Source organism: Micromonospora sp. LOL_025 (assembly GCF_048060285.1).
In the GTDB taxonomy this organism is placed as follows: Bacteria; Actinomycetota; Actinomycetes; order Mycobacteriales; family Micromonosporaceae; genus Micromonospora.
Map to the genome: position 1 here is coordinate 41,510 of NZ_JBHMIR010000021.1, position 23,896 is coordinate 65,405.

Annotated in this window: 18 protein-coding genes and 1 pseudogene; 10 read left to right on the plus strand and 9 right to left on the minus strand. The window is 75.1% G+C overall.

The window, feature by feature from the left end; all coding sequences use genetic code 11:
- Nucleotides 1-70: 70 nt before the first annotated feature.
- The 3 genes from nth to ACFHW0_RS22905 form a co-directional block, all read right to left on the minus strand.
- Nucleotides 71-859, minus strand: a complete 789-nt coding sequence (gene nth / locus ACFHW0_RS22895) for an endonuclease III (protein WP_416610647.1) — start codon at nucleotides 857-859, stop codon at nucleotides 71-73.
- Nucleotides 860-950: 91 nt separating this feature from the next.
- Complete coding sequence (locus tag ACFHW0_RS22900; RefSeq protein WP_416610649.1) at nucleotides 951-2,114, minus strand: CapA family protein; 1,164 nt, start codon at nucleotides 2,112-2,114, stop codon at nucleotides 951-953.
- 56 nt (nucleotides 2,115-2,170) lie between these two features.
- Nucleotides 2,171-2,833, minus strand: coding sequence for an adenosylcobinamide amidohydrolase (locus tag ACFHW0_RS22905; RefSeq protein ID WP_416610651.1), 663 nt, complete (start codon nucleotides 2,831-2,833; stop codon nucleotides 2,171-2,173).
- Nucleotides 2,834-3,052: 219 nt separating this feature from the next.
- On the opposite strand from ACFHW0_RS22905, the gene ACFHW0_RS22910 reads away from it, so the two are divergent.
- The 9 genes and pseudogenes from ACFHW0_RS22910 (at nucleotide 3,053) to ACFHW0_RS22950 (ending at nucleotide 14,339) form a co-directional block, all read left to right on the plus strand.
- On the plus strand, nucleotides 3,053-3,730 hold the full coding sequence (locus ACFHW0_RS22910) for a Crp/Fnr family transcriptional regulator (protein WP_089003062.1): 678 nt from the start codon (nucleotides 3,053-3,055) through the stop codon (nucleotides 3,728-3,730).
- A 73-nt stretch (nucleotides 3,731-3,803) separates the two neighbouring features.
- Entirely contained in the window at nucleotides 3,804-4,547 is a 744-nt protein-coding gene (locus ACFHW0_RS22915) for a metallophosphoesterase family protein (RefSeq protein WP_416610654.1), read from the plus strand.
- Nucleotides 4,548-4,980: 433 nt separating this feature from the next.
- Complete coding sequence (locus tag ACFHW0_RS22920; protein ID WP_416610656.1) at nucleotides 4,981-5,583, plus strand: TetR/AcrR family transcriptional regulator; 603 nt, start codon at nucleotides 4,981-4,983, stop codon at nucleotides 5,581-5,583.
- A 53-nt stretch (nucleotides 5,584-5,636) separates the two neighbouring features.
- Nucleotides 5,637-6,419, plus strand: a pseudogene (locus ACFHW0_RS22925) (TIGR03084 family metal-binding protein); the annotation flags it as partial.
- A 95-nt stretch (nucleotides 6,420-6,514) separates the two neighbouring features.
- Nucleotides 6,515-8,299 (plus strand): acyclic terpene utilization AtuA family protein, encoded by a 1,785-nt coding sequence (locus ACFHW0_RS22930; RefSeq protein WP_416610658.1) that lies wholly within the window; start codon nucleotides 6,515-6,517, stop codon nucleotides 8,297-8,299.
- Complete coding sequence (locus tag ACFHW0_RS22935) at nucleotides 8,296-9,435, plus strand: acyl-CoA dehydrogenase family protein (RefSeq protein WP_416610660.1); 1,140 nt, start codon at nucleotides 8,296-8,298, stop codon at nucleotides 9,433-9,435. The genes ACFHW0_RS22930 and ACFHW0_RS22935 overlap by 4 nt, the downstream gene beginning before the upstream one ends.
- A gap of 55 nt (nucleotides 9,436-9,490) precedes the next feature.
- Entirely contained in the window at nucleotides 9,491-11,092 is a 1,602-nt protein-coding gene (locus tag ACFHW0_RS22940) for an acyl-CoA carboxylase subunit beta (RefSeq protein WP_416610661.1), read from the plus strand.
- 42 nt (nucleotides 11,093-11,134) lie between these two features.
- Complete coding sequence (locus tag ACFHW0_RS22945) at nucleotides 11,135-13,159, plus strand: biotin carboxylase N-terminal domain-containing protein (RefSeq protein ID WP_416610663.1); 2,025 nt, start codon at nucleotides 11,135-11,137, stop codon at nucleotides 13,157-13,159.
- 16 nt (nucleotides 13,160-13,175) lie between these two features.
- Complete coding sequence (locus ACFHW0_RS22950; RefSeq protein WP_416610665.1) at nucleotides 13,176-14,339, plus strand: acyl-CoA dehydrogenase family protein; 1,164 nt, start codon at nucleotides 13,176-13,178, stop codon at nucleotides 14,337-14,339.
- 49 nt (nucleotides 14,340-14,388) lie between these two features.
- Here ACFHW0_RS22950 and ACFHW0_RS22955 read toward each other — a convergent pair whose 3' ends face one another.
- Together ACFHW0_RS22955 and ACFHW0_RS22960 are read right to left on the minus strand one after the other, a co-directional pair.
- Complete coding sequence (locus tag ACFHW0_RS22955; RefSeq protein ID WP_416610667.1) at nucleotides 14,389-16,194, minus strand: alpha/beta hydrolase; 1,806 nt, start codon at nucleotides 16,192-16,194, stop codon at nucleotides 14,389-14,391.
- 172 nt (nucleotides 16,195-16,366) lie between these two features.
- Nucleotides 16,367-16,849, minus strand: a complete 483-nt coding sequence (locus tag ACFHW0_RS22960) for a hypothetical protein (RefSeq protein ID WP_416610669.1) — start codon at nucleotides 16,847-16,849, stop codon at nucleotides 16,367-16,369.
- A 99-nt stretch (nucleotides 16,850-16,948) separates the two neighbouring features.
- On the opposite strand from ACFHW0_RS22960, the gene ACFHW0_RS22965 reads away from it, so the two are divergent.
- Nucleotides 16,949-17,296 (plus strand): hypothetical protein, encoded by a 348-nt coding sequence (locus tag ACFHW0_RS22965; RefSeq protein ID WP_416610671.1) that lies wholly within the window; start codon nucleotides 16,949-16,951, stop codon nucleotides 17,294-17,296.
- On the opposite strand, the gene ACFHW0_RS22970 is transcribed toward ACFHW0_RS22965, so the two are convergent.
- The 4 genes from ACFHW0_RS22970 to ACFHW0_RS22985 form a co-directional block, all read right to left on the minus strand.
- On the minus strand, nucleotides 17,273-18,793 hold the full coding sequence (locus ACFHW0_RS22970) for a serine/threonine-protein kinase (protein WP_416610673.1): 1,521 nt from the start codon (nucleotides 18,791-18,793) through the stop codon (nucleotides 17,273-17,275). The two genes, ACFHW0_RS22965 and ACFHW0_RS22970, sit on opposite strands and share 24 nt — an antisense overlap.
- Nucleotides 18,794-18,823: 30 nt before the next feature.
- Nucleotides 18,824-19,294, minus strand: a complete 471-nt coding sequence (locus ACFHW0_RS22975; RefSeq protein WP_416610675.1) for a hypothetical protein — start codon at nucleotides 19,292-19,294, stop codon at nucleotides 18,824-18,826.
- Nucleotides 19,295-19,423: 129 nt separating this feature from the next.
- Nucleotides 19,424-23,008 carry an adenylate/guanylate cyclase domain-containing protein gene (locus ACFHW0_RS22980; RefSeq protein WP_416610677.1) on the minus strand — a complete coding sequence of 1,195 codons (3,585 nt, stop codon included), beginning with the start codon at nucleotides 23,006-23,008 and terminating at the stop codon, nucleotides 19,424-19,426.
- A complete protein-coding gene (locus tag ACFHW0_RS22985; protein WP_416610679.1) occupies nucleotides 23,005-23,832 on the minus strand; it encodes an MBL fold metallo-hydrolase in 828 nt (275 codons plus the stop codon). The genes ACFHW0_RS22980 and ACFHW0_RS22985 overlap by 4 nt, the downstream gene beginning before the upstream one ends.
- Nucleotides 23,833-23,896: the final 64 nt, after the last annotated feature.

The following is a 23,896-nucleotide window of genomic DNA, read 5'->3' on the forward strand; positions in this document are numbered from 1 at the left end:
ACTCCTCGCGCTCATCGGGCCACCGTGGTTCGCGACTGCGGGGCTCGCAACACCGGCTCACTCCTCGCGCTCACGGTGCCTCCGCCACGACGGCCTGGACCGGCACCAGCCCCGGGTCGACCCCGGCCGCCACCGCCAGGTCCCGGGCCCGGGGGCCCTTGAGCAGCTTCGCGGCCGCCGCCGGCTCGGTCGGGCCGGTGCCGTAGGACGGGCAGAGCTTCGCCAGCGTGCACGCGCCGCAGGCCGGCTTGCGGGCGTGGCAGACCCGCCGGCCGTGGAAGATGATCCGGTGCGACAGCATGGTCCAGTCGCGCCGCGGGAAGAGCGCCCCGATCGCGTGCTCGATCTTGACGGGATCGGTCTCGGCGGTCAGCCGCCAGCGCTGGACCAGCCGCTGGAAGTGGGTGTCGACGGTGATCCCGGGGACGTCGAAGGCGTTGCCGAGGATGACGTTGGCGGTCTTGCGGCCGATGCCGGGCAGCGTCACCAGGTCGGCGAGCCTGCCGGGGACCCGGGCGTCGTACCGCTCCACGAGGGCCTGGCCGAGCTTGATCAGCGAGTCGGTCTTGTTGCGGTAGAAGCCGGTGGGCCGGATCAGCTCCTCCAGCTCCGTCCGGTCCGCCCCCGCGTAGTCGGCGGCGGTCGGGTAGCGGGCGAAGAGCTTCGGGGTGACCTCGTTGACCTTCTTGTCCGTGCACTGCGCGGAGAGGATCGTCGCGACGGCCAGCTCCAGGGGATTGGAGTGATCCAGTTCACAGTGCGCGTCGGGATGGGTCTCGGTCAGTATCCGGCCGATCCGCCGGGCGCGACGGGTGCGCCCGAGGTCGGTCTCGGTGGAGCCGGAGGAACTCGTGGTCACGCCGGCCAGCCTACGTCGCCCGGCCGACGGTCGGCCGGGCGACGGTCGGCCGGGCGACGGTCGGCCGGGTCCACGCGCCGTGCCGTCCCGGTCAGCCGCCCTGCGGCGCGCTGATCGCGCCGGAGTCGTCGAACCGGGCGCCGGTCTCCGGGAAGTCGCTCTTGGTCAACTGCCTCACGAGGCCCAGCCCGCGGTCGTCGCGGTCCATGGTCGGCTTGCCGATGGAGTTCATGTACGTCGAGACGAACGAGCCGCCGGCCCAGCTGCCGTCCGGCTTCAGCGACACCTTCAGCACCCCGCCCCAGCCGAGCCGGCCGGCGTTGCTCAGCGAGTTGCCCCCGCCGGCGAAGTTGCCCAGGCTGTACGCGATCAGCCGGCCCTTGTAGAACTCCATGCCGCGCAGCACGTGCGGGCCGTGCCCGACGATCAGGTCCGCCCCGGCATCGATCATCGCCTTGGAGAACTTGACCGGGTCGCCCCGGTTCTCGCCGAGGAACATCTCGGTGCCGGGCCGCACCCGCGTCTTCTCGGAGCCCTCGCCGCCCATGTGCACCTGCACGACGACCACGTCGGCCATGCCGGCCGCCTTGGTGATCACCTTCTTCGCCGCGGCGATGTCGGTGAGGCTGTTGGACCAGACGTACGACGAGAAGCCGGCGACCGCGACCTTGACCCCCTTGACGTCGACCACGGTGATCTGGTCGGGCGCCCCGGTGTGCGCGAGGTCGTACTTCTCCAGCGCCTTCTGGGTGTTCTCGTAGCCCTTCGGACCGAAGTCGTAGCCGTGGTTGTTGGCCTGGTTGAGCAGGTCGAAACCCGCGTCGCGCAGGTGCGCGGCGTACTCCGGCGGGGCCCGGAACTGGAAGCAGCGGGTCGAGTTCGGGCCGCACTTGCCGGTGCCGGTGTCGACGGTGAGCGGCTCCTCCAGGTTGCCCATCACCAGGTCGGCGGCGAGCGCCTTCTCGACCGAGTCGAAGAAGCCCTTCCCGCCGTTGGGGGGCAGCCGGTTCGGCGCGTTGCCCATGATGATGTCGCCGGTCGCCGAGAGCGAGATCGCCTGCTCGGCCGGCTGCGCGGTGTTCGTGGGCGCGCCCGAGCGGACCGGGGCGCCGGTGTTGCCGCCACCCGTGCCGGGCTGCCAGACCGCGTCGGACCCGGACCCGGGGCCCCCGCAGCCGGCGGTGAGCAGGACGGCGAGCAGCGCGCCGAGGGCGAGTGCGGCCCGGCGACGCGGAGGGGAGGCGGCAGCGTACATCGAGCGCGACCTTATCGGCTGTGCAACGCCGAAACGAGGGCCGATCGGACGGAGTCTCAGCCCACCGGTCGGTCCGACCACGGCACGACGGTGCCCGCCCCGCCCGCCGTCACGGCGGCGTGCACGGCCCGGGCCAGCGGGGCGCCCCAGGTGGAGCGCGGTCCGCCGTACGCCGACTCGGGGCCGCCGACGGGGCAGAGCACGGTGACCGCGTCCGTCGGGGTGCCGGTGCCCGGCACGCCCAGCTCCGCGATGGCCTGCGCCTTCGCCTCGGTGGCCGTGGCGACCGCGTTGACCAGAGCGGCGTCGCCGAGCCGGGCCGGGACGTACACCACGATGTTGACGGTGCCGACCCGCTGGGCCAGCGCCGCCGGGGCGGGCTCCGCCGCCCGGACCGGGGTGCCCAGGCCGACCGTCGCCCAGGCCCGCACGCCGGTGTCCGCCCGGGCGACCACCTCGGCGACGTCCACCCCGGTCAGCAGGCCCACCCCGGGCCCGTCGAGGTCGAGCCGGTCGGCCAGTTCGGCCAGGTGGTCGGCGGGGTCGTCCCGGTCGTACGACATGGGCACGGTCGCGTTGACGACCCAGTGCCGGACGCCGATCCCGCCGCCCAGCGGCGCGGAGCTGACCGCGCGCAGCGGGCGGTCGACGCGCCAGACCAGCAGGGGTACGTCCCGACCGTCTTCCTGGCGGGCGGTCAGCACGGGTTCACTCAGCACGTGGGTGACCCTACGACCCGGGCGTCGAGTGCCGCCCCCGGCGCCCGGGCGGGCGCGCGATCCTACTGCTTGATCAGGGCCGGCAGGTTACGCCCAACGATCAAGATTCCAGGGGTGCACCTCTGATTGCTGCTCACGTGCGCCTAGACTGGCGACGCGCGAGGGATCAGCGGACGGCGGACCCGGCCGACGGACGGCACGCGCAGGCGGAGGTGCGCGATGGACGAGGTACTGGCTCGCAGCGGGATCTTCCAGGGCGTCGACCCGGAGGCTGCCGAGGCGCTCGCCAAGGAGATGGAGACGCTCGAGGTCCGCAAGGGCGAGATCGTCTTCAACGAGGGCGAGCCCGGCGACAGTCTCTACATCCTGCTGTCCGGCAAGATCAAGGTCGGCCGGCGGGCTGCCGACGGCCGGCAGAACCTGATCGCGGTGATGGGCCCGTCGGACATGGTGGGCGAGCTGTCGCTCTTCGACCCCGGCCCGCGTACGGCGACGGCCACGGCGGTCACCGACACCCGGCTGGTGCGGCTGCGTAAGCAGGCCCTGCGCCCGTGGCTGAACAACCGCCCGGAGATCGCCGAGCAGCTGCTGCGGGTGCTCGCCCGCCGGCTCCGGCGCACGAACGACTCCCTGGCCGACCTGATCTTCACCGACGTGCCCGGCCGCGTCGCCAAGAACCTGCTCCAGATGGCCGGCCGCTTCGGCACCCGCGACGGCGGCGTGCTGCGGGTGACCCACGACCTCACCCAGGAGGAGATCGCCCAGCTCGTCGGCGCCTCCCGGGAGACCGTCAACAAGGCGCTGGCCGACTTCGCCTCCCGCGGGTGGCTGCGCCTGGACGGCAAGAGCATCATCATCCTCGACCCGGAGCGGCTGGCCCGCCGCGCCCGCGTCTGACGCGTCCGACCGTCAGATCTGCCAGGGGCAGAATCGCTGGACACCGTGCCCGCCCGGCGGGCACGGTGGAGCGATGCTGGACCGGGTCGCCGTTCTCTCCGACATCCACGGTGCGCTGCCGGCGCTGGAGGCCGTGCTGGCCGAGCCGGACGTCGCCGCCGCCGACCTGATCGTGCTCACCGGCGACATCGCGGCCGGCCCGCAGCCGGTCGAGGTGCTGGACGTGCTCGCCGGCCTCGGCGACCGGGCCTGCTGGGTGCGGGGCAACGCGGATCGTGAGCTGGTGCAGGCACGCGCCGGCCGCCCGTCCCCGGTCGACGTCTCCAACTGGGCGGCGGAGCAGCTCCGCGACGACCAGGTGGCCCGGCTGGCGGCGCTGCCGCTGACGGTCACCCTGGAGGTCGGCGGCCTCGGTCCGGTGCTGTTCTGCCACGCCACTCCCCGCGACGACGAGGAGGTCGTGCTCGTCGACTCCCGGATGGAACGCTGGGCGGAGGTGCTCGCCGACGTCCCGACCGAGGTGGGGACGGTGGTCTGCGGGCACACCCACATGCCGTTCACCCGGCTGGCCGACCGGCGGCTCATCGTCAACCCGGGCAGCGTCGGGATGCCCTACGGCGGTCCCGGCGCCTACTGGGCACTCCTCGGGCCGGGGGTGCACCTGCGGCGTACCTCCTTCGACGTGGACGCCGCCTGCGCCCGTGTGGCGGCCGAGTCGGGCTTCCCCGACGCCGCCGAGTGGGCGGACGAGTACCTGCGCTCCCGTCACAGTGACGCCACCGCCCTCGCGGTGTTCGCCCCGCGCGACGGCCGCTGAGCAGTGACCGACGGATGCCCCCGCCCGGGTGGGACGACACCCGTCGCGCCCTGTCGAGCTGCCCCGTCGATAGGACCGGCCGGCCTCCCCCACCGACGCGAGCCCTACCGACGCGAGCCCTACCGACGGAGCCCCGGCGAACGCGATCACAGCCGCGACCGAGCCCAGCTTCGGATTGAGAGCCCAGCCGGGGCTGGCTGGACCCAGCCTGGCTTGGGCCTGAGCCCGGACCGGGGTGGAGCCCCGTTGCCGTCCGGCAGCGGGCGGGGCTGTCCGTGCGGGCCTGTGGCCCCGCAGGCCCCTGCCCCATCCATGGGGGCAGCTCGACAGCGCCCGACCACCTGGTCACCAACCTCGGCCAGCACGCCGACCGACTCCCCGCCCAGAAAAAGTCAGTCTTGACTGTTTGTTTCTGTGACGGCAGGCTGTCCCCGTGCCCGCATCGACCCGCGTCCCTCAGCAGGAACGCAGCCGCGCCACCCGGACGCGGCTGCTGGAGGCGACCGTCGAGTGCCTGGTCGAGCACGGCTGGTCCGGCACCACCACCACCGTCGTCGCGGCCCGCGCCGGCGTCTCGCGCGGCGCCCAGTTGCACCACTACCCCACCAAGGCCGCGCTGGTCACGGCCGCCGTCGCCCACCTCGCGGAGCGGCGGGCGGAGGAGCTGCGCACCGAGGCCGAGGCGCTGCCGCCCGGCCCGCAGCGGCTCGACCGGGTGATCGACCTGCTCGGCGCGGCCTTCACCGGCCCGCTCTTCGTCGCCGCCCTCGAACTGTGGGTCGCCGCGCGCACCGACCGGGAGCTGCGCGAGGCCCTGGTGCCGCTGGAGGCCCGGGTCGGCCGCGAGATGCACCGGCTCACCGTCGCGCTGCTCGACGTGGACGAACGCCGTCCGGGCGTACGCGAGGCGGTGCAGGCGACCCTCGACCTGCTCCGCGGGCTCGGCGTGGCCAACCTGCTCAACGACGACTCGTCCCGCCGCGCCGCCCTGCTGCACACCTGGAAACGCCAGCTCGCCACCCTGCTCACCCCCTGACCGCCCGCCCTGACCGGCCCGTCCTGGCCGCCCGCCCAGCCCCCGGAGGCACCATGGTCGACCTCAAGGACCTGCTCGCGGATCTGGCCGACGAGTCCCAGCAGCTCGACGACCTGGTGACCGGCCCGTCGGCCGACTGGGGGCGCGCCACGCCGTCGCCGGGCTGGAGCGTCGGGCACCAGATCGCCCACCTCGCCTGGACCGACCACGTCGCGCTGCTCGCCGCCACCGACGCCGAGGCGTTCCTCGCCGCCGTGCTCGCCGCCCCCGACCCGGCCCTGCTCGTCGACGCCGGCGCGGAGGAGTTCCTCGCCCCGCCGAGCGAGCTGCTCCCCCGCTGGCGTGCCGGCCGGGCGGCGCTCGCCGACGCCTTGGCGCGGGTGCCGGCGGGAGGGAAGCTGCCCTGGTTCGGCACCCGGATGTCGGCCGCCTCGATGGCCACCGCCCGGATCATGGAGACCTGGGCGCACGGTACGGACGTGGCCGACGCGCTCGGCACGCCCCGGCACGGCACGGCCCGACTGCGGCACGTCGCGCACCTCGGCTTCCGTACCCTCGGCCACAGCTTCGCCGCCCACGGCCGGCCGGTGCCGACGGCGCCGGTGCGGGTCGAGCTGGCGGCGCCGGACGGCGACACCTGGACGTACGGCCCGGCCGACGCCGCCGACCGGGTCACCGGCCCCGCGCTCGACTTCTGCCTGCTGGTCACCCAGCGGAGGCACCGCGCGGACCTGGCGCTGGCGGCGACCGGCCCGGTCGCCGACGCCTGGCTGGACGTCGCGCAGGCCTTCGCCGGCCCACCGGGTCCCGGCCGGCCGCCGACGGCCACCGCGACCGGCGCGGCCACCGCCACCGACACGGCCCCCACGGCCGGCCCGGCCGAGGCGGCCGACACGGCCGGCAGGACCGGCGTGGCGGGCGGGGTGCCGGCGTGAGCGACGTGCTGCGTGTGGGCAACGCCTCCGGCTTCTACGGCGACCGGTTCTCGGCGTGGCGGGAGATGCTCGACGGCGGCGAACTGGACGTGCTGACCGGCGACTACCTCGCCGAGCTGACCATGCTGATCCTCGGCTGGGACCGGCTGCGCGACCCCTCCCTCGGCTACGCGAAGACCTTCCTCCGCCAACTGGAGGGCTGCCTCGGCACGGCGCTGGACCGGGGCGTACGGATCGTGACCAACGCCGGCGGGTTGAACCCGGCGGGCCTGGCCGCCGCCATCGGGGCCCTCGCCGACCGGCTCGGCCTGACCGTTCGGGTCGGGTACGTCGAGGGCGACGCCCTCGCCCGCCCGGACGCGCTGACGGCGAACGCCTACCTGGGGGCGTACGGCATCGCCGCCTGCCTGGACGGCGGGGCGGATGTGGTGGTCACCGGCCGGGTGACCGACGCGTCCCTGGTGGTCGGGCCGGCCATCGCCCGGTTCGGCTGGGGCCGCGACGACCTGGACGCGCTGGCCGGGGCGACCGTCGCCGGTCACCTGGTCGAGTGCGGGGCGCAGGTCACCGGGGGCAACTTCAGCTTCTTCACGGAGCTGCCCGACGGCGGGCGGCGTCCCGGCTTCCCGGTGGCCGAGCTGCACCCCGACGGCTCCTGTGTCATCACCAAGCACCCGGGCACCGGCGGCGCGGTCACCGTGGAGACGGTCACCGCCCAGCTGCTCTACGAGGTCGGCGGCCCGGCCTACCTCGGACCGGACGTGGTGACCCGGCTGGACACGGCGGAGCTGGGCGCCGACGGGCCGGACCGGGTGCGGGTGAGCGGCGTCCGGGGCACGCCGCCGCCAACCACCCTCAAGGTGGGCGTCAACAACCTCGGCGGCTTCCGCAACTCGATGACCTTCGTGCTGTGCGGGCTCGACATCCCCGCCAAGGCGGCCCTGGTCCGCGGTCAGGTCGCGGCGGCGGTCGGCACGGACGGGCTGGAGTTCACCCTGGCCCGTACCGACCACGCGGACGCGGTCGACACCGAGGCGGCGAGCGCACTGCTGCACGTACACCTGCGGGACGCCGACAGGGCGCGGGCCGGGCGGGCCTTCTCGGCCGCCGCGGTGGAGCTGGCCCTGGCCTCCTATCCCGGCTGCACGCTGACCACACTGCCCGGCGACGCGACGCCCTACGGGGTGTTCACCGCCGACGCCGTGCCGCAGGACGCGGTGCCGCACGTCGCGGTGCTCCCCTCCGGCGAGCGGGTGCCGATTCCGCCGCCGGCGCGCACCGCCGGGCCGCCCGACGGGCCGGCGCCCGCCGCCGCCCCGCCCGCCGCAACGACGCCCGCCGCAGACCCGGCCGACGGGACCGACCCGCCGGCCGAACGGCCCACCCGGCGCGCGCCGCTCGGCGAGCTGGTCGGGGCCCGCTCCGGCGACAAGGGCGGCGACGCCAACCTGGGCATCTGGGCCCGCACCGACGCGACGTGGTCGTGGCTGCGCGGCTGGCTGACCACCGCCCGGCTGCGCGAGCTGCTGCCGGAGACCGCGCCGCTGACCGTGGAGCGGTACGAGCTGCCGAACCTGCGGGCGGTCAACTTCGTCGTCCGGGGCCTGCTCGGGCAGGGGGTGGCGGCCTCCACCCGCTTCGATCCGCAGGCCAAGGCGCTCGGCGAACTGCTCCGCTCCCGGCTCGTCGACCTGCCGGCGGAGCTCACGCCCGGCCCGGACTCCCTGCCTGGCGGCCCGGACTCCCCGGCCGGCGGCACGACGCCCGGGGAGGGCCGATGACCATCGTGGACACGCCGGAACGCCGGCAACTGCGGGAGCTGACCCGGGCCTTCGTCACCCGGGAGGTGCTGCCGCACCTGGCCGACTGGGAGCGGGCCGGCGAGATCCCCCGGGAACTGCACGCCACCGCCGCCAAGCTCGGCCTGCTCGGCATCGGCTTCCCGGAGGCCGTCGGCGGCAGCGGCGGGGACCTGCTCGACTCGATCATCGTCACCGAGGAGATCATCCGCTCCGGCGGCTCGTCCGGGCTGGTCGCGGCCCTGTTCACCCACGGCATCGCCCTGCCGCACATCGTCGCCTCCGGCGACGCGGAGCTGATTGACCGGTACGTCCGGCCGACGCTGGCCGGCACCGTGATCGGCGCGCTGGCGATCACGGAACCGGACGGCGGCTCGGACGTGGCGAGCATCCGCACCCACGCGCGGCGGGACGGCGAGCACTACGTGGTCAACGGGTCGAAGATCTACATCACCAGCGGCGTCCGGGCCGACTTCGTGACCACCGCCGTCTGCACCCTGCCGCCGGGCACCGGCGCCCTGACCCTGCTGGTGATCGACAAGGGCACGCCGGGCTTCACGGTCGGGCGCCGGCTGGAGAAGCTCGGCTGGCACTGCTCGGACACCGCCGAGCTGTCCTTCGCCGACGTACGGGTGCCGGTGTCCAACCGGGTCGGCGCGGAGGACACGGCCTTCCTGGCGATCATGCAGAACTTCGCCGCGGAGCGGCTCTCGCTGGCCACCCAGGCGTACGCCATCGCGCAGCGTTCCGTGGAGCTGGCGGTGCGCTGGTGCCGGGACCGCTCCACGTTCGGCCGTCCCCTGGCGAGCCGGCAGCTCGTCCGGCACCGGCTGGCCGAGATGCACACCCGCGCCGAGGCGGCCCGCGCGTACGTGCACCAGGTGGCGGCGCGGGTCGCGGCGGGCGAGCCGGTGGTGACCGAGGTGGCGATGGCGAAGAACGTCGCGGTGGCCGCCTGCGCCGAGGTGGTCGACCAGGCCCTCCAGTTGCACGGCGGCTACGGCTACCTGCGCGACGCCGAGGTCGAGCGGCACTACCGCGACGCCCGGATCCTCGGCATCGGCGGCGGCACCACCGAGATCATGAACGAGATCATCGCGAAGGGCATGGGCCTGTGAGTGCGAGGAGTGAGCCGGGTTTGCGAGCCCCGCGGTCACGAACGGAGGAGGCTCTGTGACGACACTGCGCAGCGCGATCGACGCGTCCTCGCCGGGGTACCACGCCAACCGGGAGGCCCTGCTGGAGCGCCTCGCCGAGCTGGACGCCGCCCTCGACCAGGCTCGCGCCGGCGGCGGCGAGAAGTACGTGGCCCGGCACCACGGGCGCGGCAAGCTGCTCCCCCGGGAACGGATCGAGCTGCTGGTCGACCCGGACAGCCCGTTCCTGGAGCTGTCCCCGGTGGCGGCGTACGGCACGGACTTTCCCGTCGGCGCCAGCGTGGTGACCGGCATCGGCGTGGTCGAGGGCGTCGAGTGCCTGGTCGTCGCGAACGACCCGACGGTACGCGGCGGCGCGGTGAACCCGTGGTCGCTGGCGAAGACCCGCCGGGCGGGCGAGATCGCCCTGGCCAACCGGCTGCCGATGGTGAACCTGGTCGAGTCGGCGGGCGCGGACCTGCCCACCCAGGCGGAGATCTTCATTCCGGGCGGGCGGGTGTTCCGCGACCTGACCCGGCTCTCGGCCGCGAAGATCCCCACGGTCAGCGTGGTCTTCGACAACGCCACCGCCGGGGGCGCGTACGTGCCGGGGATGTCCGACCACGTGATCATGATCCGGGACCGGTCGCAGGTCTACCTGGCCGGGCCGCCGCTGGTGAAGATGGCCACCGGCGAGGTCACCGACGACGAGTCCCTCGGCGGGGCCGCCATGCACGCCACGACGTCCGGGCTCGCGGACCTCCTGGCCGCCGACGAGCGCGACGGCATCCGGCTGGCCCGGCAGTGCGTACGGCGGCTGAACCGGCGCAAGCAGGGCCCGCCGCCGCGCAACCCGTCCCCGCAGCCGCCGAGGTACGACCCGGAGGAGCTGCTCGGCATCGCGAGCGCCGACCTGAAGGTGCCGTTCGACCCGCGCGAGGTGCTGGCCCGGGTGCTCGACGGCAGCGAGTTCGACGAGTTCAAGCCGGCCTACGGCACCGCCCTGGTCACGGGCTGGGGCGAGCTGCACGGCTATCCCGTCGGGGTGCTGGCCAACGCGCGGGGCGTGCTGTTCAGCGAGGAGGCACAGAAGGCGGCCCAGTTCATCCAGCTCGCCAACGCCGCCGACACCCCGCTGGTCTTCCTCCAGAACACCACCGGCTACATGGTCGGCACCGAGTACGAGCAGCGCGGCATCATCAAGCACGGCGCCCTGATGATCAACGCGGTGTCGAACTCGACCGTGCCGCACCTGACGGTCAACCTGGGCGCCTCCTACGGCGCCGGCAACTACGGCATGTGCGGGCGGGCGTACGAGCCGAGGTTCCTGTTCACCTGGCCGAACGCCAAGTCGGCGGTGATGGGGCCGGCGCAGCTCGCGGGCGTGCTGTCCATCGTGGCCCGGCAGGCCGCCGCCGCCCGGGGCCGGGACTACGACGAGGACTCCGACGCCGCGATGCGGATGATGGTCGAGCAGCAGATCGAGTCGCAGTCCGGCGCGCTCTTCCTCTCCGGCCGGCTCTACGACGACGGGGTGATCGACCCCCGCGACACCCGTACGGTCCTCGGGCTCTGCCTGTCGGCGATCCACAACGCACCGGTCAGGGGCGCCGACAACTTCGGCGTCTTCCGGATGTGAGGCGGCAGTGCGCCCGATGAATGCGATCGAGAGGCGGGACCAGTGATCCGGAAACTGCTCGTGGCGAACCGGGGCGAGATCGCCCGTCGGGTCTCTGCCACCTGCCGCGCGCTGGGCGTCGAGACAGTGGCCGTGCACGCCGACGCCGACGCCGACGCGCCGTTCGTCGCCGAGGCCGACCACGCCGTCCGGCTCCCCGGGAACGCGCCCGCCGAGACGTACCTGCGGATCGATCTGATCCTCGACGCGGCCCGCAGGACCGGCGCGGACGCCGTGCACCCCGGCTACGGCTTCCTCGCCGAGAACGCCGAGTTCGCCGCCGCGGTGGCCGACGCCGGGCTGACCTGGGTCGGCCCGCCGGCCAAGGCGATCGCCGCGATGGGCGACAAGATGGCTGCCAAGGCCCTGCTCGCCGAGGCGGGCGTGCCGATGCTGCCCACCTGGACCGACGCCGACGAGATCACCGACTTCCCGGTGCTGGTGAAGGCGTCCGCCGGGGGCGGCGGGCGCGGCATGCGCGTCGTCCGGGACGCCGCCGCGCTGGCCGAGGCCGTCGCCTCCGCGCGCCGCGAGGCGGCCGGCGCGTTCGGCGACGGCACGGTCTTCGTCGAGCGGTACGTCGAGCGGGGCCGGCACGTCGAGGTGCAGATCTTCGGCGACACCCACGGGACGGTGGTCGCCCTCGGCGTGCGGGACTGCTCGATCCAGCGCCGCCACCAGAAGATCGTCGAGGAGGCGCCCGGCGTCCTCCCGGACGAGGTGCGCACGGCGCTGCACGAGGCGGCGGTGGCCGCCGGCCGGGCGGTCGACTACGTCGGCGCCGGCACGGTCGAGTTCCTGCTCGCGCCCGACGGGGAGATCTACTTCCTGGAGATGAACACCCGCCTCCAGGTCGAGCACCCGGTCACCGAGCTGACCACCGGCCTGGACCTGGTCCGGCTGCAACTGATCGTCGCCGAGGGCGGGTCGCTGCCGGTGGCGGCGACCCCGCCGGCACAGGGCCACGCGATCGAGGTACGCCTCTGCGCCGAGGACCCCGCGCAGGGGTACCGGCCGGCGACCGGCACCCTGCACCGGTTCGCCCTGCCCGGTCCGAAGGCCGAGTTCGGGTCGCTGGCCGGGCCGGGCCTGCGGCTGGACTCGGGCGTGGTCGACGGCTCGGTGGTGGGCGTCCACTACGACTCGATGCTCGCCAAGGTGATCGCCTGGGCGCCCACCCGCGCCGAGGCGGCCCGCGCCCTGGCCGGCGCGCTGGCCCGCGCCGAGCTGCACGGCGTGGCCACCAACCGCGACCTGCTGGTCCGGGTGCTGCGCAGCCCGGAGTTCGGCGCGGTGGAGATCGACACCGGCTTCCTGGACCGGCACGAGGAGGTCTTCGCCCCGCTGCTGCCGGCCGACCAGTTCCCCCTGGTGGCCCTGGCGGCCGCGCTGGCCACCGCCGCCGCTCGTCGGGCCGACGCGCCGGTGCTCGCCGGGCTCCCGTCGGGCTGGCGCAACGTGCCCGCCTTCCCGCAGGTCATCCGCTATGCGGGGCCGGACGGCGAGATCGAGGTCCGCTACCGGCTGGACCGCTCGGGCGGCCTCGCCGAGTGGTCGGTCTCGCCGGACGCCGGTTCCGCCGCCCTCGCCGACGGGCCGACCCCGGACGGAGCGACCCCGGCAGACGCGCCGCCGCCGGCCGTGACCCTGGTCGGGGCGTACCCCGATCGGGTGGTGCTCGACGTGGACGGGGTGCGGCGCGCGTACCGCGTACACCGGGTGGGATCGGACGTCTTCGTGGACGGCCCGGACGGGGCGGCGAGCCTGACCGAGCTGCCGCGCTTCCCCGAGCCCACCGCGGAGCTGGCGGCCGGGTCGCTGCTCGCGCCGCTGCCCGGCGCGGTGACCCGGGTGCATGTCGAGGTCGGGCAGCGGGTGGCGGCCGGCGACCTGCTGCTGACCCTGGAAGCGATGAAGCTGGAACATCCCGTGCTCGCCCCGGCCGACGGCGTGGTCGCCGAGCTTCCGGTCGCGGCCGGCGGGCAGGTCGACACGGGCGCCGTGCTGGCCGTGGTCAACCCCGAGTGATCCTGGAGGCCCCGCGATGAACTTCGACCTCACCCCCGAGCAGGACCAGCTCCGCGACGCCGTGCGCGCCCTGGGCCGCCGCTACGGTCACGACTACTTCGTCAGCAAGGCGAGATCCGGTGAGCACACCACCGAGCTGTGGGACGAGGCCGGCCGGCTGGGCTACCTCGGGGTCAACATCCCCACCGAGTACGGCGGCGGCGGGGGCGGGATCACGGAGCTGGCCATCGTCTGCGAGGAGCTGGCGGCAGCCGGCTGCCCGTTGCTGCTGCTGGTGGTCTCCCCGGCCATCGCGGCCACGGTGATCGCCCGGCACGGCACCGAGGAACAGCGCAAGCGCTACCTGCCCGGCTTCGCCGACGGCTCGCTGAAGGTGGTCTTCGCGATCACCGAACCGGAGGCCGGCTCCAACTTCCACCGGCTCGGCACCGTGGCCCGCCGCGACGGCGACGACTGGCTGGTCTCCGGCCGCAAGTGCTACATCTCCGGCGTCGACGAGGCGTCGTACGTGCTGGTGGTGGCGAGGACCGAGGATGCGGTCTCCGGCAAGCTCAAGCCGGCGCTGTTCGTGGTGCCGACCGACGCGCCCGGGCTGACGCGCTCCAGGCTGGACATGGAGATCGTCTCCCCGGAGAACCAGTTCCTGCTCTACCTCGACGACGTGCGGCTGCCCGCCGACGCGCTGGTCGGCGAGTCGCTGGACGCCGGCCTGCCGGCGCTCTTCGCCGGGCTCAACCCGGAACGGATCACGGTCGCCGCGATGGGCGCCGGCACCGGCCGGTACGCCATCGAGCGGGCCAGCGAGTACACGGCCACCCGCAAGGTCTGGGGCGGCCGGAGCATCGGCTCGCACCAGGGCGTGGCCCACCCGCTCGCGCACGCGGCCGTGCAGGTCGAGCTGGCCCGCCTGATGATCCACAAGGCGGCCACCCTCTACGACGCGGGCCGCGACCTGGAGGCCGGCGTCTCCGGCAACATGGCCAAGTACGCCGCCGGGGAGGCCGCCGCGCTGGCCGTCGACACCGCCGTCCAGGTGCTCGGCGGGGCGGGCATGACCACCGAGTACGGGGTGGCCACGCTGCTCGGCGCGGTGCGCGCCGGCCGGATCGCCCCGGTCAGCCGCGAGATGATCCTCAACTTCGTCGCCCAGCACGTCCTCGGCCAGGACAAGTCCTACTGAGCGGGCCGGGGTGCGGCGGGCGCCCGATCGCCCGCCGCACCCCGGGTCCTCAGCGGACGGTCAGCGTGCCGACCGCCGGCAGCGGGGCGACCACCGGCGGGAGCCGCTTCGGCTCACCCCGCGCAGGGGTGCCCTCGGCGGCCAGCGCGCCCTTCGACGCCTCCGCCCGCCGGGTCGCCTCCGGCTCGGCCGGCAGTTCGGCGAACGGCTGGACGTCGCCCACGCAGACCTTGCCGTTGGCCGGCAGCGCCCCGCGCAGCAGGTACGCGTCGACGGCGCCGGTCACGCAGGCCGACGTCCCGTATGCGGTGTGACCCCAACTGTCGCTGCTGAGCAGGCGGCTGTTCGGCAGCAGCCGGGCCGAGCTGACCGCGCCCCGGTAGTTGGTCGCCGGGTCCCAGTAGTTGCCCACCACCAGCACCGGCGCGGCCGTCCGCCGGTTGAACGGCCCGGTGTAGGCATCCTCGTCCCGCACGGTCCAGGTCTTGCGGGCGCACGGCGAGGTGGCCCACGTCCAGAGCCGACCGAAGTACGGGTCGCGGTTGTCGGCCTTCGCGGCGAGCGCCGGGAACGAGCCGGCGTCCTTCGGGTGGTACGCGTCGGTGCAGTCCACGCCGAGGAAGGTCTCCAACCCGTTCTCGTACGGGAAGTCGTACCGTCGGGCCTGCTCGCGGGCCTTGGCGGCCTGCCGGGTCACGTCGGCCGTCGCCGGGCGGCGGGCGGCCGGCGACGACGCCGGGTCGGTGAGCACCAGCAGGGCGGCGGTGAGGTCGACGACCTCGGCGTAGCCCGTCGGGCCGTAGAGCGCGCCCAGGTTGGCGGCGACGAAGTCGGCGTACGTGACGGTGATCGGGCCGAGGTCGGGGTCCTCGATGACCACCGGCTTGGCCCGCAGCCGCTTCGCGACCAGGTCGAACGACGCTACGGGGTCGCCCTCGGCCAGCGCACACGCCTGGGCGCCGGCCTTGTCGCAGCGCACCAGGATCTCCCGCAGCGCCTGGTACGCGCCCTGCGCGCTGCGCATCCGCTCCTCCTGGGACAGGCTGCGCGCCTTGCCCTGACCGACCCACTCGTTCGGGTTCAGCACGCCGTCGACCACCAGGGCGCGGACCCGGTCCGGGAACATGTTGGCGTAGTACTGGCCGAGGATGCTGCCGTAGCTGAAGCCGAGGAAGGTGAGCTTCCGGTCGCCCACCGCGCGGCGCAGCACGTCCATGTCGCGGGCGACCTCGGCGGTCGACATCGCGCCGGTGAGCGGCCGGCCCGTGGTGGAGCAGCCCTTGCCGACGGCCTTCGAGGAGGCCACGTACGCCTTCTCCTCGGCCTTCGTCCACGGGAACGCCACGTTCAGCCCGGCGTACGCCCGGGTCTGCTCCTTGACGGAGGGGAAGCACCTGACCTGTTGGCTGGCGGCGACGCCGCGCGGGTCGACGCCGACGATGTCGAAGCGGTCGAGCACCTCGTCACCGAGGAAGTACGGCGCGGCGAGCGCGATGTCGGTGCCGGAGCCGCCGGGGCCGCCCGGGTTGACGAAGAGGCTGCCGACCTTGCGCTGCTGGTCGCGGGCCTTGACCCGCAGCACGGCGACCTCGGTCGTCGGGCCGTTCGGCTGGTCGTAGTCGCGGGGCAGCCGGACGGTGGCGCACTCGGCGTAGTCGTAGCAGGCGTACCAGTCCAGTGTGGGCGTGGGCACCCGGTCGACCCGGCGGGCCTCCTGCGGGCTGGTCCGGTCGGAGGTGACCGGACGGTCCCCGCCGGCGGGGGACGGTGCGGCGGCGGCGGGTGCGACCGCGGCGCCGGCGAGGAGGACGCCGGCAATTCCCGCGGCGACGACGGATCGGTTTCGTCGTGGCATGTGGACGCCTTCCGGTGGGCGACAGGATGGTCGGGCCGTGGCTCGACCTCCGTCACTCTATGGATGGCACGCCATGGACGCAGGCCGACGAGTAGCTACATATCCGACAATCCGCCGGCCGATGTAACGAATTTTTCACCGTCGACGCTTTTCGTCCTTCCGTGCGCCCCGGCTACCCCACGCCGGCCATCCAGGCCGGCGGCGTGGCCTTCCCGTCGTCGGGCGCGTAGTCGTCCACCACCCGCCAGCCGTCGGTTCCCTTGCGCAGCAGCAGGAAGCCGACGATGTCGCTGTGCGGGGCGCCCAGGCCGTAGACCTCGTCCTGGTCGACGAATCCCATCCGGAGGGCGCAGACCGCCGCCGGATCGCGTCTCGCGTTCTTGCAGAGGCCGAGGTAGCGGACCCCCGGCACGGCCGACAGGTGCCCGGCCATCGCCTCGTCCGGGTTGGCGTACCCGCCGCGACCGGCGGCCGACGACGCGGGGGCCAACGGGGCGGGGGCCGCCGACGGCGATGTGACGGACGACGGCACCTCCGGCGCGGGGGCGCTCGCGGTGGGCGGCGCGGTCGCCTGCTCCGGCGCCCCGTCCGACCCGCAGGCGGCCAGCGCACCCGACACCAGCACGGCGGCGACGATCCGGAAGACGCGGGCCACCGGCACTCCTCTCCCACGGAGACGGTCTCCGGCGGAGATCATCGCATCCGGTGCCGGCGTCCCGGTTGACAGCGGGCCCCGCTCGGACATCCTGGACGGGTGAGAATTCCGAGGCCCGACGCGCGGGCGAAGGCGGTCGTCGCGGCGCTGACGGCGGCTTCGCTGCTGGTGACGCTGATCGTCTGGGGTCGTCAGGACCTCGTCGGGGTGACCCTGGCGCTGCTCTGCGTCCTGTCGACGATGATCGCGGCGGTGTCGGTGGCGGCGGCCCGGCAGGACGACGGCACGGAACCGGCGGTCACGCCGGGCGGTCCGGGGCAGCCGGTCGGGGGCCTGTACGGCGTCGACGCCGACACGCTGGAGTCGCTGGACCACCGGGAGGCCGTCCGCGCCATGCGGGAGCGGCACCGGGGACGCAGCGGCTCAGCGGCCCGTGAGGGTGGGTGAGGCGAGCGCGTCGAGCCCCCGCCCGGCCAGGCAGCGGTACGTCCGGTCGGTGTCCGCCCCGGCCGGGGGCAGCACCTCCAGGTTCCAGCCCTCCGCGTAGCTGATCCCGCTGGTGAGCCGGAAGGTGGTCTCGTTGCAGACCCGGCGCACCACCGCGTCCGCGCTGACCTCGTCGTGGCCGGCGCCGACCAGGGTGTCGGGGAGCCTGCCCTCGGCGTAGCTCTCCCAGGTGTGCTGGCCGTCGCAGGGCACCCGGGGCGCCCGGGCCCGCGCGCCGCGCACCTCCATCGGCCCGAAGCACTCCAACTCGTCGGCGCAGCCCGCGCCGGCCGGCAGCCCGGTCGTCAGGGCGCAGGCGGGCAGCACCGCGCTCGTCGCCGCCACGCTCGTCGCCGCCACGTCGGCGGTCGGCGACGGGACCGGGCTGGAGACCGCGCCCGCCAGCCAGGCACCCGCGCCGGCCGAGGCGGCCAGGGCGACCATCCCGGCGCCGCCGAGGAACCAGCGCCGCCGGCGCCGCTGGCCGACGGTGGGCACCGTGGGGTGGAGATCCTCCACCGGCGGTCGCGGCGCCGGCCGGGAGACGTAGTCGACGCCGTACGGGCCGACGGGGCCGGGCCCGCCGCTGACCGGACCCGGCACGCCCGTGCCGCCCGCCGGGGAGCCGGCCGGACCGAGCGGCAGGCCGACCAGCAGGTCGCGCAGCTCGACGGCCGAGGGACGCTCGCCGGGATCGTTGGACATCCCGGCCCGGAGCACCTCGATCATCTCGGCCGGCACCCCGGGCAGGCCGGGAACCGGCTGGTGGAACATCTCCAGCACGGTGACCAGGCTGGGATTGCGCTCGGACTGCCAGCGCGGCGGGCGGCCGTGCATCACCGCGTAGAGGGTGGCGCAGAGGGCGTAGACGTCGACGGCCGGCGACGGCGGGCTGTGGTTGAACATCTCCGGCGGGGCGTAGGCCGGGGTGAGCACCTCCAGGGCGACCGAGGCGTCACGCATCTCGCCCACCACGGCCAGCCCGAAGTCGGCCAGCACCGCCGAGTTGAAGTGCGAGTAGAGGATGTTCGCCGGCTTGACGTCGCGGTGCAGCACGCCGGCCGCGTGCGAGTGGGCGATGGCGTCGGCGATCTTGACCCCGAGGTCGCGGGCCTCGGCCGGCTCGAGCGGCGAGGTCCGCATCCGCTCGGCGTACGAGCCGTCGCAGAGTTCCATGATCAGGTAGGGATGCTGGTCGACCGTGACCCCGACGTCGAAGAGGTCGACCACGTGCGGGTGCGACGACATCCGCCCGGCGGCCCGCGCCTCGCGCAGGAAGCGGGCCTGGTCGTGCTCGCTGTCGAGGGTGCGATTCTCCACCTTGACCGCGACCTCGCGCCCTACCGAGATCTGGGTCGCCTTGTAGATCGTCGCGTAGCCTCCCCTGGCAAACACGCGCAGATCAGTCAGACCGGGCACAATGGGCGTCGGCAGGGCGCCGGGTGGGGTCGCGGTCACGGCTCGAAAATACCCAACCGGACCGACGGCTCAGTGAACCGCATCAGCGGCCGGGACGGCACCGGCGGCGGAATCGCCTCCGCCGCCCACCGCCCCCGGACCCGCGCGACGGTCGTCCCACCAGAGCCCGACGGCGGTCGCCACCGCGCCGAGGCCCTCCCAGGCGGCCACCCCGAAGAACCGCCCGGGCGCGATGTCGGCCAGCACCGCGATGCTGAACACCGTGAACGTGACCAACCGGAACACCACCGTGAAGCGGAAGAACGGCCGCCACTCGGTGGCGGTGGCGAGCAGGTAGTAGACCCCCATGTTGAACGAGGCCATCGAGGAAGCGATCAGGAAGGTGCCGGTGTGGTCGCCGGCCGCGCGGGTCGCCGGCACCTCGAAGCCGAGCAGCCGCAGCAGCGCCTCCGGCCAGACCAGCCCGACCGCGCCCATGAGCAGGGCCAGCACGCCGAAGACCGCGATCGTCCATCCGGCGGCCGAACGCGGCAACCTCATCACGGTCCTCCCCAGACCCGACGCGGTCGCACGACCGACCGCCCCTCGGACCTGACACGCTATCGGCCACCCCCGACACACCGCATCCCCAGAACCGCCAGACCTTCCCGGCTCCGGGGTCCGGTGGGACTAGGGGGTGGCGAGACGCGCCCGCAGCGCGTCGGCGGCGGCACGCTCGCTGCGCTGCTCGGTCGCGTACGCCAGGCGGACCGCCTCCTCGGCGCTGGCGAGCGCCTCCGCGGACCGGCCGCAGGCCGCGAGCGCCTCGGCGAGTGCTCTCGCGGCGACCACCTGGCTGCGCACGTCCTCCGCCGGGGCGGCGACGGCCCGTCGGGCCCAGTCCAGCGCCTGCTCGCACTGGCCGTGGGCGAGCAGCGCGGAAGCGTACCGGGCCATGGTCTGGCGGCGGGAGAAGAGCAGCGAGGGCACGGTGGCGGCGGCGGTGGCCACCGGGGCGAGCAGCCCGACGGCGGTCGCGGAGTCACCGGCTGCCAGCCGGGCGGTGGCCAGCAGCACCCGGGGCCCCACCTGGGCGGGCGCCTGCGGGTTGTGCGGCTCGACGGCGGTCAGCACCGACCGGGCGTCCCGCTCGGCCGTCTCGCAGTCGCCCAGGTCCAGCGCCACGAACCCGCGCAGCGTGCCGGCCATCCCGGTGAGCAACGGGTGCGACGTCCGCTCCGCGTACGACAGCGCGTCGGTGAGCAGGTCGGCGGCGTGCCCCGGCTCGCCCAGCCCGCGCGCCACGACCCCCCGGACGACCAGCGCGAACCCGCGCCCCCAGTCGTCGGAGGCGGCGGCGAACTCCCGGTACGCCCGGCGGGCACTCCGGTCCGCCTCGCCCAGCTCGCCCAGCTCGGCGGTGGCGAACGCCTCGACCGCGCGCAGCGTGCCCACCGCCCACGCCTCGCCGACCCGCTCGCCGAACGGCAGGAAGACCTGCGCCATCCGGCACGCCTCGCGCAGCCGGCCGGCGAGCAGCCGGGCGAAGGCGGTGGTGCCGCGCAGCCAGGCCCGCCCGTACGGGTCCTTCAGCTCGGCGAAGAGCCGGGCGGCCCGGCCGAGCACGGCATCGGTGCCGGCGAAGTCGCCCCGGGTCGTGGTCACCCAGGCCAGGTTCTGCAACGACCACGCCTGCCCCCGGCGGTCCTGCGCCTGGAGGCTCACCTGGTACGACGCGGCGAGCCGGCTGCTGGCCTGGCCCAACCGCCCGGCGACGAAGTCGGCCATGCCGAGTCGGCGCATCGCCGAGGCGCGCAGCGTCGGCAGCCCGCCGGCCGTGGCCACCTGCAACGCCTCCTGCCAGCAGCCCACCGCGCGCGCCTGGTCACCCATGGTCTGGTGGGCCTGCCCGGCGAGCAGCAGCGCGCTGGTCCGGACGGCGGACTCGTCGCCGGCGTTGGCGGCGATCTTCTCGGCGAAGGCGAGCGCGTCGGCGGGGCGCCCGACCTGGAGCAGCGCCCGGGCGTGCACCACCCGGTCCGCCGCCGGCACCCCGTCGCGGGCCAGCTCGGCCGCGCGTTCGGCGTACTCCACGGCCATCGCGGGCTCGCCCGCCTGCAACGACCGGCGCGCGGCCCCGCCGAGTGCGGCGACGCCCAGACCGACGACGGCCCGTGCCGGCGCGTCCGGCCGCAGCCCGACCGCGTCGGCCAGCGCGGCGGCCCGTTCCACGTGCTGGGCCACGAAGACGTCCCGGGCCGCCTCGACGAAGCCGCCCGGCGCGCCCGCGCCCCCCGCCGGATCGGCCGCGGCCCACCGGGCCAGCGCCGCGTGCCGCTCGGCCAGTTCGGCCTTGCTCACCCCGGCGTACGCGGCCTCCCGCATCAACGGCGTCGCGAAGGCGTACCCGGTGCGGGTGCGGTGCAGCATCCGGCGTTGCAGCAGCTCCTCCACCGCCCGTTCCAGCTCGACGGCGACCACCGCCGCCGGTCGGCCGTCGCGGCCGGCCCGCTGCTCGCGCAGCGCCTCCAGCGCGCCGTCCGGCACCGTGTCGCCGACGACGGCGGCGTCCCGCAGCACGGAGCGGGCCTCCGCCGGCAGGGCGTCGATGCGCGCGGCGAGCACCGCGGCCAGGTCGCGGGAGAGCAGGCGGCTGCCGAGCGAGCCGGGCACCAGCCGCCAGCCGCCCGGATTCGGGGAGTTCCGCTCGGCGACGGTGGTCAGCGCGCCCCGCTCCATCAGCAGGGTGACCAGCTCGGCCAGGTAGAACGGGTTGCCCTGGGCGGTGGCGAGCAGCCGGTCGGCGTCGGCCTGCGGCAGCCTGCCGCCGCCGAGGTAGGTGGTGAGCAGCCGGGCCGCGTCGGCACCGCGCAGCGGCGGCAGCGCGTGCACCTCGGCGTCCGCGACCCGGGTCAGCGCCCCGGCGGTACGCACCAGCTCGGGCCGGCCGAGCAGCAGCACCAGCACCGGGCCGGCGAGCCGGGACAGGGTGACCCCGAGCGCCTCGACGGTCTCGGCGGTGGCGTCGTGCAAATCGTCGACGACGACCACCAGGGGCGCCTCCCCGGCGAGCGCGGTGAGCAGGTCCGCGACCGCGTTCGGCACGGCGTCGGCGTCGGCGGGCTGGGCGGTGCCCCACTCGCCCTGGTCGGCCGGGCCGCCGCCGGGCAGCTCGGCGTACCCGAGCAGGGCCAGCAGCTGGTCGACGGCGATCGGCGCCGGCTCGCCGGAGCGGCTGAGTCGCTGGCCGAGCCGGCGCAGGCGTTCCTCGACGGCCGGGCGGGTGAGCGCGGTGGCGGCGTCGTTGGGCAGGCCGACCGCCGCCCGGACGAGGTCGGCCAGGGGCGCGAGCCGGCGCCGCTCGCCGAACGCGGCGCAGCGCACCGACAGCACCCGGGCGCCGGTGTGCGCGGCGTACCGGCCCGGGCCCACGTCGTAGCCGGCGGCGAGGCGTTCCACCTCGGCGGCGAACCGGGACTTGCCGATCCCGGCCTCGGCGGTCATCAGCAGCACCCGGGGCTCGGCGCGGTCGATCACCTCGGCGAGCCGGCCGGCGACCCGACCGATCTCGGTCTCCCGGCCGACGAAGGGGGCCTCGTCGCCGAGGCCGGACCGGGTGCCGGGGGCGTCCAGGAGCCCGAGCAGCTCGTACGCCTCGACCGGCTCGCGCTTGCCCTTGAGCCGCAGCGGGCGCAGCGCCCGCCAGGAGGCCACGTGCCGGGTGGCGGCGGAGGTGCGCGCCCCCGCGTAGACCGCGCCGACGGCGGCGGCGTCGGCCAGCCGGGCGGCGGTGTTGACGGTGTCGCCGATGACCGTGTATTCGATCGCGGCCTGGATGCCGGCGATCACGTCGCCGGTGTTCAGCCCGACCCGCAGGCCGAGCGGCGCGCCGCCGCCCCGCTCGTCGTCAAGCACCCGGCGGACCGCCCGCTGCATCGACAGCGCGGCCCGCACGGCCCGCTCGGCGTCGTCCTCGTGCGCGACCGGCGCCCCGAAGACCGCCATGATCCCGTCGCCGGTGAGCTTGTCGACGTGACCGCCGAACGTCTTCACCGCGCCGGCCAGCGCGGCGAGGACCCGGTCGGTGACCGCGCCGACGCGTTCCGGGTCGAGGTCCTCCGACCAGGAGGTGAAGTCGGACAGGTCGCCGAAGAGCACCGTCACCACGCGGCGTTCGGCCGCGGGCAGCGTCGCGGCGGCCGGCAGCGCGGCGCCGCAGTTGTGGCAGAACCGCGCGCCGGGCACGGCGACGGTTCCGCACACCGGGCAGGTCACGCTTGCTCCAACCCCGCGGCACCTCCGCCGGATTCCCGGCCCAGGTACTCCAACTGGGCCCGGACGGACCACTCGGCGGCCCACCACAGCGACCGGTCGACGTCGGCGTAGACCGTCGCGACCACCTCCGCGGGAGTGGTGGCGCCCCCGGCGACCGCCGCCCTGACCTGGTCGAGCCGGGCCCGGCGGTGGGCCAGGTAGAAGTCCGCGGCGACGCCGCAGTCGGCCAGCGCCGGGCCGTGCCCCGGCAGCGCGGGGACCCCCCGGTACGTCGAGAGCAGCTCCAGGCTGGCCAGGTAGTCCCCGAGGTGCCCGTCCGGGTGGGCGACCACGGTGGTCCCCCGGCCCAGGATCGTGTCGCCGGTGAGGACCACCCGCTCGTCGCCGTGCTCGACCAGGAAGCAGACCGAGTCGCCGGTGTGTCCGGGGGTCGGCACGAGGCGGACGCCCAGCCCGTGGCCGCCCAACTCCTCCCCGGGCGTGGCCAGCGGCTCCCCCGCGATGCTGTGCGCCGGGTCGGCGGCGCGTACGGGCACCCCGCCGAGCAGCTCGTGCAGGCGGCGCGAGCCGTCGGTGTGGTCGGGGTGGCCGTGGGTGATCAGCACCAGGCCGACCGGCCCCCGCGCGGCGATCGCCGCCAGGTGCCCCTCGTCGGCCGGGCCCGGGTCGACCACGACGGCGTGCTCCTGGCCGGGGGCGCGCAGCACCCAGGTGTTGGTGCCGTCGAGCGTCATCGGCCCCGGGTTCGGGGCACGCAGCAGCGTCACCCAACCCGGCAGCTCGTCGGCGAGCGCCGCCGCCGGCGCGGTGAAGTGCCCGGTCATGGCTGCGATCGTACGGCCCCGCCGGCCGCTCCCCGCGATCTTGCAGTTGCGGCTCCCGATACGT